The organism is Bradyrhizobium sp. USDA 4501 (genome assembly GCF_054062115.1).
This window is the reverse complement of the sequence record NZ_JBSSEX010000001.1, coordinates 6,236,563-6,254,060: the sequence shown is the minus strand read 5'-3', so window position 1 is coordinate 6,254,060 and position 17,498 is coordinate 6,236,563. Positions and strand designations below refer to the sequence as shown.

General features: G+C 64.9%; 14 protein-coding genes and 1 pseudogene. All 15 read right to left on the bottom strand.

Annotation, left to right across the window (positions count from 1 at the left end; translation table 11 throughout):
• The 15 genes and pseudogenes from ACVWZM_RS28760 to ACVWZM_RS28690 all read right to left on the bottom strand — a co-directional run bounded on the left by ACVWZM_RS28760 (nucleotide 1) and on the right by ACVWZM_RS28690 (nucleotide 17,486).
• Nucleotides 1-807 (bottom strand): carbohydrate ABC transporter permease, encoded by an 807-nt coding sequence (locus ACVWZM_RS28760; protein ID WP_028333212.1) that lies wholly within the window; start codon nucleotides 805-807, stop codon nucleotides 1-3.
• Complete coding sequence (locus ACVWZM_RS28755) at nucleotides 807-1,709, bottom strand: carbohydrate ABC transporter permease (RefSeq protein ID WP_028338609.1); 903 nt, start codon at nucleotides 1,707-1,709, stop codon at nucleotides 807-809. Before ACVWZM_RS28755 ends, ACVWZM_RS28760 begins: the two co-directional genes overlap by 1 nt.
• Nucleotides 1,709-2,794 carry an ABC transporter ATP-binding protein gene (locus ACVWZM_RS28750; RefSeq protein WP_456855416.1) on the bottom strand — a complete coding sequence of 362 codons (1,086 nt, stop codon included), beginning with the start codon at nucleotides 2,792-2,794 and terminating at the stop codon, nucleotides 1,709-1,711. The genes ACVWZM_RS28755 and ACVWZM_RS28750 overlap by 1 nt, the downstream gene beginning before the upstream one ends.
• Before the next feature lie 12 nt (nucleotides 2,795-2,806).
• A pseudogene (locus tag ACVWZM_RS28745) lies at nucleotides 2,807-3,947 on the bottom strand (ABC transporter ATP-binding protein).
• The gene (glpD, locus tag ACVWZM_RS28740) at nucleotides 3,944-5,488 is read right to left on the bottom strand and encodes a glycerol-3-phosphate dehydrogenase (RefSeq protein ID WP_141340514.1); all 1,545 of its coding nucleotides are present in this window, start codon (nucleotides 5,486-5,488) and stop codon (nucleotides 3,944-3,946) included. The pseudogene ACVWZM_RS28745 and the gene glpD overlap by 4 nt, the downstream one beginning before the upstream one ends.
• A gap of 465 nt (nucleotides 5,489-5,953) precedes the next feature.
• On the bottom strand, nucleotides 5,954-6,751 hold the full coding sequence (locus tag ACVWZM_RS28735; protein ID WP_456855415.1) for a hypothetical protein: 798 nt from the start codon (nucleotides 6,749-6,751) through the stop codon (nucleotides 5,954-5,956).
• Between the two features lie 75 nt (nucleotides 6,752-6,826).
• Nucleotides 6,827-7,666 carry a DeoR/GlpR family DNA-binding transcription regulator gene (locus tag ACVWZM_RS28730; protein WP_057016956.1) on the bottom strand — a complete coding sequence of 280 codons (840 nt, stop codon included), beginning with the start codon at nucleotides 7,664-7,666 and terminating at the stop codon, nucleotides 6,827-6,829.
• Between the two features lie 136 nt (nucleotides 7,667-7,802).
• Nucleotides 7,803-7,997 (bottom strand): hypothetical protein, encoded by a 195-nt coding sequence (locus ACVWZM_RS28725; protein ID WP_057016955.1) that lies wholly within the window; start codon nucleotides 7,995-7,997, stop codon nucleotides 7,803-7,805.
• Between the two features lie 177 nt (nucleotides 7,998-8,174).
• Entirely contained in the window at nucleotides 8,175-8,636 is a 462-nt protein-coding gene (locus tag ACVWZM_RS28720) for an acyl-CoA thioesterase (RefSeq protein WP_456855414.1), read from the bottom strand.
• Nucleotides 8,633-10,729 carry a 3-hydroxyacyl-CoA dehydrogenase NAD-binding domain-containing protein gene (locus ACVWZM_RS28715; RefSeq protein WP_456855413.1) on the bottom strand — a complete coding sequence of 699 codons (2,097 nt, stop codon included), beginning with the start codon at nucleotides 10,727-10,729 and terminating at the stop codon, nucleotides 8,633-8,635. The genes ACVWZM_RS28720 and ACVWZM_RS28715 overlap by 4 nt, the downstream gene beginning before the upstream one ends.
• A gap of 2 nt (nucleotides 10,730-10,731) precedes the next feature.
• Nucleotides 10,732-12,015 (bottom strand): acetyl-CoA C-acetyltransferase, encoded by a 1,284-nt coding sequence (locus ACVWZM_RS28710; RefSeq protein ID WP_168857239.1) that lies wholly within the window; start codon nucleotides 12,013-12,015, stop codon nucleotides 10,732-10,734.
• Complete coding sequence (locus ACVWZM_RS28705; RefSeq protein WP_456855412.1) at nucleotides 12,015-14,282, bottom strand: acyl-CoA dehydrogenase; 2,268 nt, start codon at nucleotides 14,280-14,282, stop codon at nucleotides 12,015-12,017. Before ACVWZM_RS28705 ends, ACVWZM_RS28710 begins: the two co-directional genes overlap by 1 nt.
• A 210-nt stretch (nucleotides 14,283-14,492) precedes the next feature.
• Nucleotides 14,493-15,734, bottom strand: a complete 1,242-nt coding sequence (locus ACVWZM_RS28700; RefSeq protein WP_168857240.1) for an SMP-30/gluconolactonase/LRE family protein — start codon at nucleotides 15,732-15,734, stop codon at nucleotides 14,493-14,495.
• Between the two features lie 354 nt (nucleotides 15,735-16,088).
• Nucleotides 16,089-16,712 carry a flavin reductase family protein gene (locus ACVWZM_RS28695; RefSeq protein WP_057016949.1) on the bottom strand — a complete coding sequence of 208 codons (624 nt, stop codon included), beginning with the start codon at nucleotides 16,710-16,712 and terminating at the stop codon, nucleotides 16,089-16,091.
• 165 nt (nucleotides 16,713-16,877) lie between these two features.
• Nucleotides 16,878-17,486, bottom strand: coding sequence for a TetR/AcrR family transcriptional regulator (locus tag ACVWZM_RS28690; RefSeq protein WP_253625559.1), 609 nt, complete (start codon nucleotides 17,484-17,486; stop codon nucleotides 16,878-16,880).
• Between the last annotated feature and the right edge of the window lie 12 nt (nucleotides 17,487-17,498).

Sequence of the window (17,498 nt, the reverse complement as noted above, 5' to 3'; positions counted from 1 at the left end):
CTAGACCCGGCCGAGCGCGAAGCCGCGCGCGATGTAGTTGCGGACGAACCAGATCACCAGCGCGCCCGGAATGATGGTGAGCACGCCGGCGGCGGCGAGCAGGCCCCAGTCCATGCCGGCCGCCGAGACCGTGCGCGTCATGATCGCCGCTATCGGCTTGGCCTGCACCGAGGTCAGCGTCCGCGCGAGCAGCAGCTCGACCCAGGAGAACATGAAGCAGAAGAAGGCGGCGACGCCGATGCCGCTTGCGATGAGCGGCACCAGGATCTTGATGAAGAAGCGCGGGAACGAATAGCCGTCGAGGAACGCGGTCTCGTCGATCTCGCGCGGCACGCCGGAGACGAAGCCTTCGAGGATCCACACCGCCAGCGGCACGTTGAAGATGCAGTGCGCGAGCGCGACCGCCCACGGCGTATCGAACAGGCCGATCGCCGAATACAGGTTAAAGAACGGCAGCGCGTAGACCGCCGCCGGCGCCATGCGGTTTGACAGCAGCCAGAAGAACAGATGCTTGTCGCCGAGGAAGCGGTAGCGCGAGAACGCATAGGCCGCCGGCAACGCCACCGCGATCGAGATGATTGTGTTGAGCACCACGTATTCGAGCGAATTGATGTAGCCCGAATACCAGCTCTCGTCGGTGAAGATGCGCTTGTAGTGCTGCAGCGTCGGCGTGTGCGGCCACAGCGTCATCGTCGAGACGATCTCGGCGTTGGTCTTGAAGCTCATGTTGACGAGCCAGTAGATCGGCAACAGCAGGAAGATCAAAAACAGCGCCATGATCAGGCGGCGGCCGGGGATCGAATGCATCACGCCGCTCCTTCCTTGGCCGGACGCTCGGAGCCGGCATTGACCATCACGGTGTAGAATACCCAGCACACGATCAGGATGATCAGATTGTAGACCAGCGACAGCGCCGCGGCCTTGCCGAGGTCGAACTGGCCGAGCGCAATCTTGACGAGCTCGATCGAGACGAAGGTCGTCGAATTGCCGGGGCCGCCGCCGGTGACCACGAACGGCTCGGTGTAGATCATGAAACTGTCCATGAAGCGCAGCAGCACCGCGATCAGCAGCACGCGGTTCATCTTCGGCAGCTGGATCGCCTTGAACACCGCCCAGCGCGAGGCGCCGTCGATCTGCGCCGCCTGGTAATAGGCGTCGGGGATCGACTTCAGCCCGGCGTAGCAGAGCAGCGCGACGAGGCTGGTCCAGTGCCAGACGTCCATCACGATGACCGTGACCCAGGCGTCGACCTCATTGGACACGTAATTGTAGTTGAGGCCGAGGTGGTTCAGCACATAGCCGAGCAGGCCGATATCGGGCCGGCCGAAGATCTGCCAGATGGTGCCGACCACGTTCCACGGAATCAGCAGCGGCAACGCGAGGATGACGAGGCAGGCCGCGACGCTCCAGCCTTCGCGCGGCATCGACAGCGCGACGATGATGCCGAGCGGCACCTCGATCGCGAGGATCACCGCAGAGAAGAACAGGTTGCGGCCGAGCGAGGCCAGGAAGCGCCCGCCGAGATCGGTCGATGGATCGAGCAGCTCCTTGAACCAGCCGACCCCGTTCCAGAAGAACTGGTTGTTGCCGAAGGTGTCCTGCATCGAATAGTTCACGACGGTCATCAGCGGCAGCACCGCCGAGAACGCCACCACCAGGAACACCGGCAGCACCAGGAACCAGGCTTTTTGGTTGATCGTCTTGTCCATCAGGCGACCCCCTCCACCAAATGGCTGTCGGCATAGACGTGGACGTGCGCGGGATTGAAGATCAGCCCGGCGGTGTCGCCGGAGACCGAGAAGCCCGGCGGCACACGCGCGGCGAATTTGGTATCGCCGACCCGCACGCGGGCGAACTGGATGCGGCCGAGATCGTCGATCCGCTCGATGGTGGCCGACAGCAGCCCTGACGCCGGCGCCGCGACATCGACGAATTCCGGCCGCACGCCGATCTCGATCTTCTTGCCCGCAGGTAGCACACCATAGTTTCGATGCAGGCCGATGACATGGCCGTCGACCCGCGCCTCGTGACCACTGACTTCGGCGGGCACGATGTTCATGCCGGGCGAGCCGATGAAGTAGCCGACGAACGTATGCGCCGGCTTGTCGAACAATTCGGCCGGCGTGCCGCTCTGCACCACGCGGCCGTCATGCATCACGACGACGGTGTCGGCGAAGGTCAGCGCCTCGGTCTGGTCGTGGGTGACGTAGATCATCGTGAGGTCGAGCTCGCGATGCAGCGCCTTCAGCTTGGAGCGCAGCTGCCACTTCAGCTCGGGATCGATCACCGTCAGCGGTTCGTCGAACAGGACGGCCGCGACGTCGGAGCGCACCAGGCCGCGACCGAGCGAGATCTTCTGCTTGGCGTCGGCGGTGAGCCGCGTCGCCTTGCGTTTGAGATAGGGCGTGAGGTCGAGCAGATCGGCGATCTGCCTGACGCGCGCGTCGACCTCGGCCTTCGCGACGCCGCGATTCTTCAGCGGGAAGGCCAGGTTCTGGCCGACCGTCATGGTGTCGTAGATCACCGGGAACTGGAACACCTGCGCGATGTTGCGCTTCTGCGTCGACAGCGGCGTGATGTCACGGCCGTCGAACAGGATCTTTCCGCGCGACGGCGTCACGATGCCGGAGATCAGGTTGAGCAGCGTGGTCTTGCCGCAGCCGGACGGCCCGAGCAGCGCATAGGCGCCGCCCTGCCGCCAGGTCATGGTGACCGGCTTCAGCGCAAAGGATTCCTGCGGCGCGTTGTTGCCGCCGTAGGAGTGCGCGAGATCGACGAGGTCAATGCGGGCCATGAAGCATCTCCCTCACGTGCCGTTGCCGGCTGACGCGTTTGCAGCGCGCGCACTGCGATGCACGTTGCCCGAAAACGAGGTCGCGGGCGATGCGACGAGGCGGTCGGCGGCGTCGAACACGAAGATGTTGTCGGGATCGAGCGCGGCATCGAGCACCTGCCCGGGTTCATATTCGTGCACGCCGTGGAGAACCGCGACCCAGTTCGAGCCGTGGACATGGACGTGCACAAAGCTCTCCGACCCGGTGATTTCGGTCACCGTCACCGCGGCGGAAAATTTGTGGCGGCCGGCCGCGACGTTCCCGACCTCGAGCTGGTGCGCGCGGAAGCCGGTCCGGTAGCGGCCATCGGGCAGATTGGCATAGAGGCCGGCCGCGGGCGCCTGCTCGCCGCCGGCATAGATCACTTGCGCGCCTTTCTTCTCGATGCCGATGATGTTGAGCGGCGGATCGGAAAACACCTGGGCAACGCGCAGCGTGTCGGGATGGCGGTAGACCTTCGGCGTCGCGCCGGTTTGCAGCGCCTGGCCTTGCCACATGCACACCGTGTCGCCGCCGAGCAGCAGCGCTTCCGACGGTTCGGTGGTGGCATAGACGAAGATCGCGCCGGAGGCCTCGAAGATGCGCGGCAGCTCGGCGCGCAGCTCCTCGCGCAGCTTGTAGTCGAGATTGGCGAGCGGCTCGTCGAGCAGCACGAGGTCGGCGCCCTTGACCAGCGCCCGCGCGATCGCGGTGCGCTGCTGCTGGCCGCCAGAGAGTTGCAGCGGCGTGCGCTTCAGGAACGGCTCGAGCCGCAACAGGCCGGCCGCTTCCCGCCACCCGCCGCTCGATCTCGGCGCGCGGCTTGCCCTGCACGCGCAGCGGCGAGGCGATGTTCTCGTAGACCGTCAGCGAGGGATAGTTGATGAACTGCTGATAGACCATCGCGACCGAACGCTGCCGCACGTCGGCGCCGGTGACGTCCTTGCCGTCGACCAACACGCGGCCGGTGGTCGGCTTGTCGAGGCCGGCGAGCAGCCGCATGATCGAGGTCTTGCCCGACAGCGTCGGCCCGAGCAGCACGCTGAGCGTGCCACGCTCCAGCGTCAGCGACACGTCGCGGATGGTCGGAATGCCATCCACGGTTCGCGTGACATTCTGCAATGTGACGCTCATGCCCGTCCTCCCGCTTCGCGGAGGGGACGTTCACCGGACACGCGGTTGGCGAGCATCCACTCGTCGAGCGCGGCGATTTCACCCGCCGTCATCCGCAAGCCCAGCTTGGATCGTCGCCAGACGACATCGTCCGCAGTCCGAGCCCATTCGTTCGCCATCAGGTACCTGACTTCGCTTTCCGTCAAGGTGGCGCCGAAGGAGCGGCCGAGATCGGCCGTCGATGTTGCATTGCCCAAGACTTTGCTGGCGCGCGTGCCATAGGCATGCGCGAGACGATTGGCGTGCGATTGCGCGAGAAACGAATAGGTGCGGATCAATTCGGCGCTCAGCGCCGCGACCGCGGATACATCCATGTCGCCGCCGGGCAGCGGCGCCTTGCCGGTCCAGCCCTCCTGCGCCTTTGTGCCGCGGAGATAAGGCGACAGCCGCTCCAGCGCCTCTTCGGAGAGGCGGCGATAGGTCGTGATCTTCCCGCCATAGATCGACAGTAGCGGCGCACCGCCGGGCGTATCGAGCTCGAACACATAGTCGCGAGTCGCGGCCTTGGCTTCGCTGGCGCCGTCGTCATAGAGCGGACGCACGCCGGAGTAATTCCAGACCACGTCCTCGGGCTTCACCGGCTTGGCGAGATACGCGCTGGCGGACGCGCAGAGATATTCGATCTCCTCCTGCGTCGCCTTCACCTTGGCCGGATCGCCGTCATAGTCGCGATCGGTGGTACCGATCAGCGAGAAGTCGCCCTGATAGGGAATGACGAAGATGATGCGGCCGTCGGCGTTCTGGAAGATGTAGGCGCGGTCGTGGTCGTAGAGCTTCGGCACCACGATGTGCGAGCCCTGCACCAGGCGCACCTTGGCGCGCGCGTTGACGCCGGCGCCCGAGGCCAGGACCTGTTCGACCCAGGGACCGCCGGCATTGACCAGCACGCGTGACTGGATCGTGTCGCGGACACCCGTGACGCTGTCCTCGACCGTGACGTGCCAGACGCCGTCGACTTGCCTGATCTCGACCGCGCGGGTGCGGGTGCGGATCTCGGCGCCGCGATCGGCGGCATCGCGCGCGGTCAGCGCAACCAGCCGGGCATCGTCGACGAAGCAGTCGGAATATTCGAAGCCCTTGGTGTAGCGGCCCGGGATCAGCGGCTTGCCGACCGCGTCGCGCGTCAGATCGACCGAGCGCGTCGCCGGCAGCAAATGCCGGCCGCCGATATGGTCGTAGAGGAAGAGGCCGAGCCGCAGCAGCCAGGCCGGACGCAGGCCGGCGTGGTGCGGCAAAACGAAACGTAGCGGCCGAATGATGTGGGGCGCGATCTGCCAGAGGATTTCGCGTTCGATCAGCGCCTCGCGCACCAAACGAAACTCGTAATATTCGAGATAGCGCAGACCGCCATGCACGAGCTTGGTCGACCAGGACGACGTCCCGCTAGCCAAGTCATTCATTTCACAGAGGAAAACAGAGTTACCCCGGCCCGCCGCATCGCGTGCGATGCCGCAGCCATTAACGCCGCCTCCAATGATGGCGAGGTCGTAAATCTGGTCCAAAGAACGCTTCCCCCGGCAACCGCCTTCGCTTTGACGGTTTTACTTTCGTATTGGAGTAAATCACAACCAAAAACGAAAGCAAAGTGAAAATGGGGAACTCGGGCTGGGGATTCTTTGGGCGGAGCGCCCGTGGTCAGGGCTTTTGGAGGGATGGGACGAGCGACGCTTGGCGTGACGCCAGGCAAGGCGGTGGCGGACGGTCAGGGACGCTGTGGCGATCGTCCGACGCGCAATTCCGGCAGAGCCTTTTCGGGATCGTAGGTACGGTGAACTTCACCGCCTACCCGCTTGGCGCAAGCTCGGCTGTCGCGCACAAAGTAGACGGCGAGCAAGAGCACACCGGTCGACGCGACGAATGTGTGACCGCTGGCGAACAGGACGTAGAAGACCAACGATGCGACGAAAAGGATCGCATACCTTTGAGCGCGAAGCGGAGATAGATTCGCCCGATCGAGCGAGCCCTGTTCATCGGATCGCCCGATTGCCTGGCAGCGACGCCGACAGCACGAGAAAGAAAAGCGGAAAGAACACGAAGATCGCGACATAGGCCCAGAGGTGTCCGCCGCCGAGCGCGACTTGCAGGGCGCTATATCCCGATGATTTTCGGTGCGCCAGGAGTGCCCAGAATGCAAAGCAAAACAGCGGCATCGTGAGATACTTCCACTGCTCTCGCCAGTCGCGCAGGATGGTCGCGAGATCGCCAAGCAATGCGATCAGGAACAGGGAAAACGTGACGGCGTAGAGCGCGACCAGCGGCAGGAAGAGGTGCTCGAACCTCACCCCCGCGATTGCTTCAGCCGACATCGGGATGCCATCCGCAAACGGGCTCCCGAACGGCGGGATTACGAACAGCCGCATGTCAAAGCCCATCGCCTGGCCAAGCCAGAACAGGACGATCGCCACCAGGCCGATTACCGACTGCGCGAGGAAGCCCCCGCTCGCGATGCGCTGACACGGCGATCCCGAAAGGAAGATCCGCGACAGTCCGTAAAGCAGTTTCCTGCCACGGCCGTTCTGCTGTTCCAGTTCCGAAAGCCAAGCCTGGCGGCTCTCGCTGCCGAGGCGAAAGATGTCGGCAGGGACGCTCTTCGATGGCGGCTGGGTCTCACCATCGAACGCACGCATGACCACAAGCGCAGAAACAGCGCCGGCCAGCGCCGTCGCGCACGCGGATGCGACGTTAAAGCCAAGGACAAACGAGACGACGCCGAACATCTCCGCCATGCCCAATGCCGTGACGATCTTGAATTGCGTGCTGACCAATGAACCGCTCCACCTCAGGCAGGCTACAACAGCGGCCGAAAGGCATCCGAAACAGGTTCGCTAAAACTTGAGAGATCAAGCGCCTTGCGCGCTGCGCAGCGCCGCGGGTGCCGCGTCGGCGGCGTTGTCGTCGAGATCGACTTGCGGCTTGTCCATCGCGACGACCACCTCGATACCGCGGCTGTGGCAGATATTGGCGAGGCCCGCAGGAAGCGGTGAATCGGTCACGAAGGTCTGGATCTGGCTCATATGGGCGATCCGCACCGGCGCGCTGCGGCGCAGCTTGGTCGAGTCCGAGACCAGCATCACGTTGCGCGCATTGGCGATGATCGCCTGCGCGACCTGCACCTCGCGATAGTCGAAGTCGAGCAGCGCACCCTCCTCGTCGATCGCGGATGCACCGATGATGGCGTAGTCGACCTTGAACTGGCCGATCAGCTGCGTCGCGGTGGAGCCGACGACGGCGCCGTCGGCGCGGCGCACCGTGCCGCCGGCCACCACTACCTCGATGCGCGGATGGCGGTACAGCAGCATCGCGACGTTGAGGTTGTTGGTGATGACCAGAAGATCCTCATGCGAGGTCAGCGCGCTCGCGACCTCTTCCGTGGTGGTGCCGATATTGATGAATAGCGAGCAGCCGTTCGGAATCCGTGCCGCCGCGGCAGCGCCGATCGCCTTCTTCTCCTCGGCGGCGACGAAGCGACGCGCCTCGTAGGCGAGGTTCTCGACGCCCGAGGCGATGATCGCGCCGCCATGGATGCGGGTCAGCGAGCGCTGGTCGCAGAGATCGTTGAGGTCCTTGCGGATGGTCTGCGCCGACACCTCGAACCGCTTGGCGAGGTCTTCGACCATGACCCGGCCGAACGCGCGCGCGATGTTGAGGATTTCAGTCTGGCGATGGGAGAGTCCGGCCACGGCGGCCCCCTTGAAACGGCGAGTCGCCCATGGTGCGACCGTTCGGCACGGAGGTCAACGTGCAGTGCCGGGTCAGGGAAGGCCTAGGCGAAGGTGGACGCTTCGCCCGGGCCATGCGCAATGACGCGAAGGCGTTCTACGATGCCATCTGCATGGATTGACCGGCGAGCAGCCGGCGCGCCGCGCGCTCGGCCTCGCGCGCATTGCGGAAGATCTGGCCTTCAAGGCGGTCAAAAAGGTGCGATGCAGCAAAGAACTGATAACCACGCGTATCGCGCACCACGATACCCGCCGTCTGCGAACTCACTTCGATCACGTAACTGTCGGACATTGTCAGCCTCGGTTTGACTTCGGCCCGACAACGGAGTCGCTGGCTGTTTGTTCCTCGATTATTTTGCGCGGCGAAGCGCCAAAAACTCCGGGTTTTTGCAATCAAACCCACGCTCCGGACCCAGTTTCGACGCGTTTCCTTTCCCACCGAATCAGCGGCACTGGCGCGCGAAAAATGTCAGGTTTCGATCGTCGCGCCGTCGCGCTGAATCGGTTGCGGATGGCCCTGCTCGTCGATCGAGACATAGGTGAAATTGCCGTCGGTCACGAGGATCGACTGCTGCTCGCGGCGGCGCAGCACCCAGGCCTCCAGATGCACCGTGATCGAGGTGCGGCCGATGCGCACCAGATTGGCGTGGACGGAGACGAGATCGCCGACATTGACCGCCTTGCGGAAGTTCATCGCGTCGATCGCGACCGTCACGGTGCGCGACTTCGCCACCTTGGAGGCGAACACGCCGCCACCGAGATCCATCTGGCTGAGCAGCCAGCCGCCGAAGATGTCGCCATTGGCATTGGTGTCGGCCGGCATCGCCAGCGTGCGGATGCAGAGATCGCCCTTCGGCTCGGCGTCGTTGCTCAGCGGCGCGTGAGCGTGGGCGGCGGTCACTTGCGAGCCGGTCACTTGCGAATCGCTCACTTGAATGCCTCCCAGCCGGGATCCGGCGCAAATCGTCCGCCGAACTTGCGCATCAAGGCCTGCATGGCCGACACCACATCGTCGACGCCGCGGCTGCGCGCATAGTTGAGCGGGCCGCCGCGGAACGGGGCATAGCCGGTGCCGAAGATCATCGCGCCGTCGACCATATCGGGATTGTCGACGATGCCCTCGCGCAAGGCGGCGACGCAGACATTCGAGATCGGCAGCACCAGGCGGTCGATCATCTCATCGGTGACCCGGGGACCGGTCTCCGGCAGCGGCGCCTTTTCCGCCTTGCCGTCCTTCCAGGTGTAGAAGCCCTTGCCGGTCTTGCGGCCGAGCTCGCCTTTGGCGACTTTTTCGCGCAACCACGCAGGCGTCGGCGGCAGCGTGTCGCCGAACTTCGAGCGCAGCATGTCGCCGACATCGAGGCAGATATCGAGGCCGACCTGGTCGGCGAGTTCGATCGGCCCCATCGGCATGCCGAACTCGACGGCGGCCGCGTCGATCAGGCGCTGGTCGGTCTTCTCGTCCAGCATCATCATCGCTTCCAGCATGTAGGGCGTCAGCGCGCGGTTGACGAGGAAGCCCGGCGAGCTCTTCACCGGCAGCGGCAGGCGGTCGATGGCGCCGACGAACGCGAGCGCCTCCTTGAGCATCGCCGCATCGGTGCCGTCATGGCTGACGACCTCGACGAGTTGCAGCCGCGACACCGGATTGAAGAAGTGCAGGCCGAGCAGCCGCTCCGGCCGTGCCAGCGTGGTGCGCAGATCCTGCAGCGGGATGCTCGACGTATTGGTGGCGAGGATCGCGCCGGGCTTCATCTTCGGCTCGAGAGAGGCATAGACCTTCTGCTTCAGCTCGAGCTTTTCCGGCACCGCCTCGATGATCAGATCGGCATTGCGGACGCCCTCGCCGTCCATGTCGGGGATCAGCCGGTCGAGCGCGTCGCGCTGGTCGATCCGCTTGCGCATGATCTTGCCGAACAACTCTGACGCTCGTTTCATGGCGCCCGCGATCGGCTCGGCCTTCATGTCGGCCAAGGTCACGAGCATGTCCTGGTTGGCGCACCAGGCCGCGATATCGCCGCCCATCGCGCCGGCGCCGATGACATGGACGTGCGCAACCTTGTTGCCGCTGCCGGCGAGCTTCTTCATCTGCTCTCGCAGGAAGAACATACGGATCAGGTTCTGCGCGGTCGGCGTCACCATCAGATTGGCGAACGAGGCCTTCTCCGCATTCAGCATCGCCGAGCGGTTGCCGGCGTGCTTCTCCCACAGATCGATCAGCGCATAGGGCGCCGGGTAATGCTTGCGCGGCGCGGCCTTCTCGGCCTCGCTGCGCATCCGCGAGGCGAGGAAGCCCCTGACCGGACCAAGATTGAGAATCGAGTTGAGCGCGCCCGGCCTGGCGCGCTTCAGCCGGCCGAACACCGCATCCTTCGCCGCGTTGCGGACATGGCGCTCCTGGGTGACGGCGTCGACCAGGCCGAGCGCCTTGGCGCGGCGCGCGTCGATGGTCTTGCCGGTCAGCATCAAGGTCATCGCCTGCATCGGGTTGACCAGCTCGGTGAAGCGCACGGTGCCGCCAAGACCTGGATGCAGGCCGAGCATCACCTCTGGGAAACCGAACCTGGCATCGTCGATCGCGATCCGCATCTGGCAGGCCAGCGCGACCTCGAGGCCGCCGCCGAGGCAGAAGCCGTGGATGACGGCGACCGAGGGCACGCGCAGCGCCTCGAGCCGGTCGATCACCGCATGGGCACGGCCGATCGCGGTCTCGACCGCGCTGGAATCGCTGGCGCCGCGAAACTCATTGACGTCAGCGCCGGCGATGAAGCCGCTTGGCTTGGCCGAGCGCACCACGAGACCCGTCGGCCGCTGGTTCTCCAGCGCCGCGACGATGGCATCGAGCTCCTCGAGTAGATCGGCGGACAGCGTGTTGGCGCTGGCGCCGGCGCGGTCGAACAGCAGCCAGGCGATACCGTCGTCATCGCGCGTCAGCTTGAAATTCTTGTAGGGACTGTCGGCGGCAGGCTTCGGCCCGAGTTCGAGCACGCGGCCGGAGAGAACGTCCATGATCCGTGAATCCATGATCACACCGTCTCTATCAACATCGCGCCGCCCTGCCCGCCACCGATGCATTCGGTGGCGACGCCGCGCCTGGTGCCGAGCCGCTTCATCGCATTGACCAGATGTAGCACGATGCGGTTGCCGCTGGTGCCGACCGGATGGCCGAGGCTGATCGCGCCGCCGTCGACGTTCAACTTCGCGCGGTCGATCTCGCCGGCCGCGCCATCGAGGCCAAGGATCTCGCGGCAGAATTTTTCGTCGTTCCATGCCGCGAGGCAGCCCAGCACCTGGGTGGCGAAGGCCTCGTTCAGCTCCCAGGTCTCGACATCCTGCAAGGTCAGGCTATTGCGCTTGAGCAGCGCGCTCGCCGAGAGCACCGGGCCGAGGCCCATGATCGAGGGATCGAGCGCCGACCATTGGCTGTCGAGGATGACGGCCTTCGGCGTCAGCCCGTGCTTGGCCACCGCCTTCTCGGACGCCAGGATCACCCAGGAGGCGCCGTCGGTGATCTGCGAGGAATTGCCGGCGGTGACCTGGCCCCACGGACGCTCGAACACCGGCTTCAGCTTTGCGAGCGTCTCGGGCGTCGAGTCCGGTCGGACGCCGTCGTCATGGTCGAAGAACTTGCCGTCGCGGGAGAACGCGGTCTCGACCTCGCCCTTGAGAAAGCCCTGCTGCTGCGCGTTGGCCAGCCGCTGATGGCTCTCGGCGGCATACGCATCAGACTGCGCGCGCGTAATGCCGAAGAGATGACCGACCTTCTCGGCGGTCTGCCCCATGTTGAGCTCGGTGATCGGGTCGGTCAGCCCGCGCTCGAGGCCGATGATCGGCTTGAAGTAACTCGGCTTCACCTTCAGCGCCGCGGCGATCTTGGCACCTAGCCCCTTGGCGCCGGCGAAGTCGGCAAACCAGCGCACGCCCGAATTGGGCCAGACCAGCGGCGCGTGGCTCAAGGCTTCGGCACCGCCGGCGAGGATCAGGTCGGAGATGCCCTCGCGGATGTAACGATAGCCGGTGTCGATCGACTGCATGCCGGAGCCGCAATTGATCTGCACCGTGAAGGCGACCATCTGCTCGCCCATGCCGAGCCTGAGAGCCGCAACGCGCGCCGGGTTCATCTCGTCGGCGATCACGTTGACGCAGCCGAGGATGACCTGGTCGAAGGCGGTGGGCGCGAAAGGCTGCCGCGCCAGCAGCGGCCGGCCGCATTGCACGGCAAGATCGACCGGGGTGAACGGGCCGGGACCGGAGCGCGCCTTCAGGAACGGCGTCCGGCTGCCGTCGACAATAAAGACTGGTCGCGCCATCAGCTCGCCGCCCTCTGCTCACCAAGCTCCTGGAAGAACTGATGCACGTCGGCGGATTTCTTGTAAATCGGGGACAGCGCCTCCGGCGCAAAATCATCGACCTCGATCACTTTGGCGACGGCCTCGTGGGCAGCGGCAAGCTTCTCGCCGTCGGCCTCGGTGATAACGCCCTTCTTGACCGCCTCCTTCCAGTCATGCAGACGCGCCGCGCGCAGCTGCTTAGCGGCATCCTCGGCCTCGGTGACGAGGCGGAAGGCTTTCTCCAGCCTTGCGATGCCGCCGTCATCCTCGACAAAGGCGAGGTCCGGCGTCAGGCGGTCGCGCGCCGCCGACGGCGACAGCACGAGCTGCGCGCATTGCTGCACGACGCGGTCCGTCGGGCCCGTGACGCGGGCGCCGAACGGCTGGATCAGGAATTTCAGCAGCCAAGCCATCGGGCGGTTCGGCAGATTGGCGAAGATTTCCGCAAAGCGGTTCTCGATGGTCTTGAAGCCGGATGCCATGCACCATTCGAGCGCGGGAAGATCCGCCTTCTGCCGGCCCTCGTCCTGCCAGCGTTTCAAAGCAGCGGAGAGCAAATACAGCTCGGACAGGATGTCGCCGAAGCGTGCCGAGAGCATCTCCTTGCGCTTTAGCGCGCCGCCGAGGGTGAGCAGCGCCATGTCGGCGCACAGCGCGAACGCCGACGAATAGCGCGACAGCTGGCGATAGAACTCGGTCGCATCGCCGGCATCCGGCGCCGGTGCGAACATCCCAAAACTCCAGCTGCGGCCCCAGGCGCGGAACATGGTTGCAAAGCTGTGGCCGACATGCTTCCAGAACGCGATGTCGAACGCGGTCAGACCCTTGTCGCGGTCGGTCTCGCCGAGCGCGTTCATCTCCAGCAACAGATAGGGATGCGCGCGGATCGCGCCCTGCCCGAACACGATCAGATTGCGGGTCAGGATGTTGGCGCCCTCGACCGTGATGCCGACCGGCACCGAGCGGTAGAGCCCGCCGAGATAATTCTGCGGCCCGTCGATCACGGCTTTGCCGCCATGGATGTCCATGGCGTCGTCGATCGCGATCCGCATCCGCTCGGTGGCGTGCAACTTCATGATCCCGGAGATGACGGCGGGATGATGCCCCTCGTTCAGCGCGGCGCAGGTCAGCCGCCGCGCGGCGTCGAGCAGATAGGCCGTGCCGGCGATACGCGCGAGCGGCTCCTCGATGCCTTCGAATTTCGAGATCGAGATGCCGAACTGCTCGCGGACGCGGGCATAGGCGCCGGTGGTCCGCGCGGCATAGGCAGCGCCGGCCGCCGACAGCGACGGCAGCGAGATGCCGCGGCCGGCGGCAAGCGCCGTCATCAGCATCTTCCAGCCCTGACCGAGCCGTGCCTCGCCGCCGATAATGTAGTCGAGCGGGATGAAGACGTCCTTGCCCCAGTTCGGGCCGTTCTGGAACACCTGCATCGCCGGCAGGTGGCGGTGGCCGATCGACACGCCCGGCAGATGGGTCGGGATCAGCGCGACGGTGATGCCGAGCTCTTCCTCGCTGCCGACGAGGTGATCGGGATCATAGGCCTTGAAGGCAAGGCCGAGCAGCGTCGCGACCGGGCCGAGCGTGATGTAGCGCTTGTGCCAGTTGAGCCTCAAGCCGAGCACCTCACGGCCTTCGAAATTGCCCTTGCAGATGATGCCGGTGTCGATCATCGAGGCGGCGTCGGAGCCTGCCTCCGGGCTGGTCAGGCCGAAGCAGGGAATGTCCTGTCCGGAGGCGAGGCGCGGCAGCCATTTGTCCTGCTGCTCCTTGGTGCCGAAGCGCATCAAGAGCTCTCCGGGCCCGAGCGAGTTCGGCACCATCACGGTGACGGCCGCGGTCAGCGAGCGCGACGAGATCTTGCGCACCACCTCGGAATGCGCGTAGGGCGAGAAGCCGAGGCCGCCGAATTCCTTCGGGATGATCATGCCGAAGAATTTTTTGGCCTTGATGAAAGCCCAGACCTCGGGCGGCAGATCGCGCCATTCCCAGTTGATCTTCCACTCGTCGAGCATCCTGCAGAGCTCGTCGACCGGACCGTGCAGGAAGGCTTGCTCTTCCTCGGTCAATCTGGCCGGCGCGAACGCCAGCAATTTCGACCAGTCGGGGTTGCCGGTGAATAGATCGGCGTCCCACCAGACGTCGCCGGCTTCCAGCGCCTCGCGCTCGGTGTCCGACATCGTCGGCAGCACGCCACGCGCCCAGGAGAAGATCGGTTTTGTCATATAGTCGCGGCGGAAGCTCATGGCGGATCCCTCATGAAACGGCGGCGCGGATGGGTGATCTTATCGGAAAGTGCCGTTCACCGGTGAACACTTCGCTTCGCAGATAAAGCGAAATTGACGCGGCCCAGGCGCCATTTTGTTAACGGCACGCCGCGGGTTCAGTTCCGAAAGCTGAGGTGCGACAATCAGGTAGCGGGGGATGGCGCAGACGCCATCCCCATGCAAGACGAGCTAGGCGGCCCCCGCTCCCTGGGTTGCGGTATAGACCGCGTAGAGCGACTGGCTTGCGGCCATGAACAGACGGTTGCGCTTGGGACCACCGAAGGTGATGTTGCCGCAGACCTCGGGCAGCCGGATACGGCCGAGCAGCTTGCCTTCCGGCGACCACACCGTCACGCCGCTGTACCCGACCGCGCGGCCGGCATTGCTCGAGCACCAGACATTGCCGTTGACGTCGCAGCGGATACCGTCCGGTCCGCACTTCACGCCGTCGATCGTGAAATCGCTGAACCGCTTGCCGTTGGAAAGCTTGTTGTCGGCGCCGACATCGAACACGAAAACGTCACCCTTGCCGCCGGGTCCGCTATCGCCCGGTCCCTTGCCGGTCGAGACCACGTAGAGCTTCTTGTAGTCCGGCGAGAAGCAGAGGCCGTTCGGGTCCGGCACCTGGTCCTCGCTCACTACGAGATCGACGCGGCCGGACGGGTCGATGCGGTAGCAATTGGTCGGCAGCTCGCGCTTGGCCGGCACGAAGCCCGCCGGCTGGCCGATCCGGGGATTGAGCTTGCCGGCCGGATTGCTCGGGCCGCCCGCGGCATCAGGCTCGCCCTCATAGAGCTGGCCGCCATAGGGCGGATCGGTGAACCAGTAGCTGCCGTCCGGATGCGCGACGACGTCGTTCGGCGAGTTCAGCCGCTTGCCCTGATAGTTGTCGGCGAGCACGGTCGCGGTGCCGTCATTCTCGTAGCGCGTCACGCGGCGGGTGAGATGCTCGCAGGACAGCTGGCGGCCCTGGAAGTCGAACGAATTGCCGTTCGAGTAGTTCGACGGCATGCGGAAGACGCTGACATGGCCGTCATCTTCCGACCAGCGCATCTGCCGGTTGTTCGGGATGTCGCTCCACAGCAGATAGCGGCCCTGCGAGCTCCAGGCCGGGCCTTCCGCCCACAACAGGCCGGTATAGAGGCGCTTGATCGAGGTGTTGGGCTGGGCAAGGTCGTTGAAGGACGGATCGACCGCGATGATGTCGGGGTCCCAGAAATAGGTGGTCGGCGCACCGCGCGGACTGAAGTCGCGCGGCGGGCTGGTGATCGTCGTCGGCGGCCCGACCGGCGCGGGCGCGTTCTGGGCCAGCGCGCTGCCGATGCTGGCTACGGCAGCGGCGGAAACCGCCAGTCCCTGAACCAGCGTGCGCCGTGAAACATTCGGATCGCGTTGTTCTTCGTTCGGATCGCTCCGCTCGTGGCGTGTCATCGCATCCTCCCACTCTGTTGGCCGGCCGTTGATCCGGCCTGGCGAGTGGAGGTTAGACTGCTCTCGGAGAGGTTGCGAGTGACGGTTTTTCATCCCCGTGCGCGAAAATTTCACATTGTTGTGGTGCGGGCCGTCGTTGCGGAGCGCACGAATCCGCAGCGGAGCAACGTCCCTTACCTCGCCCCGCTTGCGGGGAGAGGTCGAAATTCAAGCGCAGCTTGAATTTCGGGTGAGGGGGTACAGGTCTCACGACCATCACAGCTGGTGGAAGCAGCCCCTCACCCTACCCTCTAAGAGCGAGCTTCGCTCGTCTCGACCCCGTGAAGAACGGCGAGAGGGAGGATAGAGCAGCACTCAATCCGGCCGGATCATCTCGAACATGTTTTCCGGCTTGATCTCGAAGTAGTCGCCGCGGCGGCCGGCGCGGACGATCGGATGCGCGAGGCCGGTCTGGTAGACGCCGTCCTTGATGAAGGCCTTGTCGATGTGGACGGCGACCACCTCGCCGAGCGTCAGCCAGGCCTCGGCCTTCTTGCCGTCGGCGCCCTGGAGCTGGACGATCTGGCTGACCTTGCATTCGAACGACACCGGGCTTTCGGCGACCCGCGGCACGTTGACGAGCTTGCCGGCGACCTGCGTGAGGCCCGCGAGCCTGAACTCGTCGACATCGCGCGCGACATGCGCCGCCGTCGCATTCATGTGTCTGGCGAGATCCATCGTCGCCAGATTCCAGACGAACTCGCCGGTGTCCTGGATGTTGGCGACGCTATCCTTCCAGTTGGTGGAGGAGAAGCCGATGATCGGCGGCACGTAGCAAAAGGCGTTGAAGAAGCTGTAGGGCGCGAGGTTGACGTTGCCGCCCTTGTCGCGCGAGGAGATCCAGCCGATCGGCCGCGGCGCCACGATGGCGTTGAACGGATCGTGCTTCAGGCCGTGGCCGTTCTTCGGCTCGTAGAAATGCAGGTCTTTGGCGGTCACGATTGCGTCCTCGTCATTCCGGGATGGTCCGTAAGGACCAGACCCGGAATCTCGAGATTCCACAATGCGCGATTGCGCATTGGGGTTCGATGCTTACGCATCGCCCCGGAATGACAAGGAAGTCAACTGACGAAAATGTCAGTGCTGGCGCTCAAGGGCTGGCGCTCAATTGGCGCGGCCGCGCGGCGACAGGCCGGCGATCACGAAATCGATCATCTGGTCGATGGTCGGGCCCGGCTTGGTGGCACATTGGGCGATCATCTGTGGGTGGAAGAACCGCATCATCGCCGTGCAGGCGCAGAGCGAGGCGAGCTGCAGGTCCGTGATCTCGAACTCCCCCGACGCGGCTCCTTGCGCGATCACCTCGCCGATAATGGAGGCGATACACTCCATATGCGCGACGCAGACGTCCCAGTCCTCCTGCATCGCGATCTCGACCATCTCGTGCATCTTGGAATCGCCGACATAGCGCTCGGTGTTCATGCGATTGATGGTCGTCATCATCTGGCGCAAGCGTGGCGCCGCCGGCCCTTCCGAGCGCGCGATGCGCCGGGCCTCGATCTCGACCTCGCCCATCAGGCCGCGGGCCACGCCCTCGTGGATCGACTTCTTCGAATCGAAGAAGCGGTACACGTTGGCGGGGCTCATCCGCAGCTCTTTGGCGATGTCGGCGACCGTCGTCTTCTGATACCCGATCTGCCGGAACAAGCGCTCCGCCACCACGAGAATCCGCTCGCGGGTGTCGGTTTCGCTATGTTCCGAGATCAGTGTCATGTTGGCCTGCTC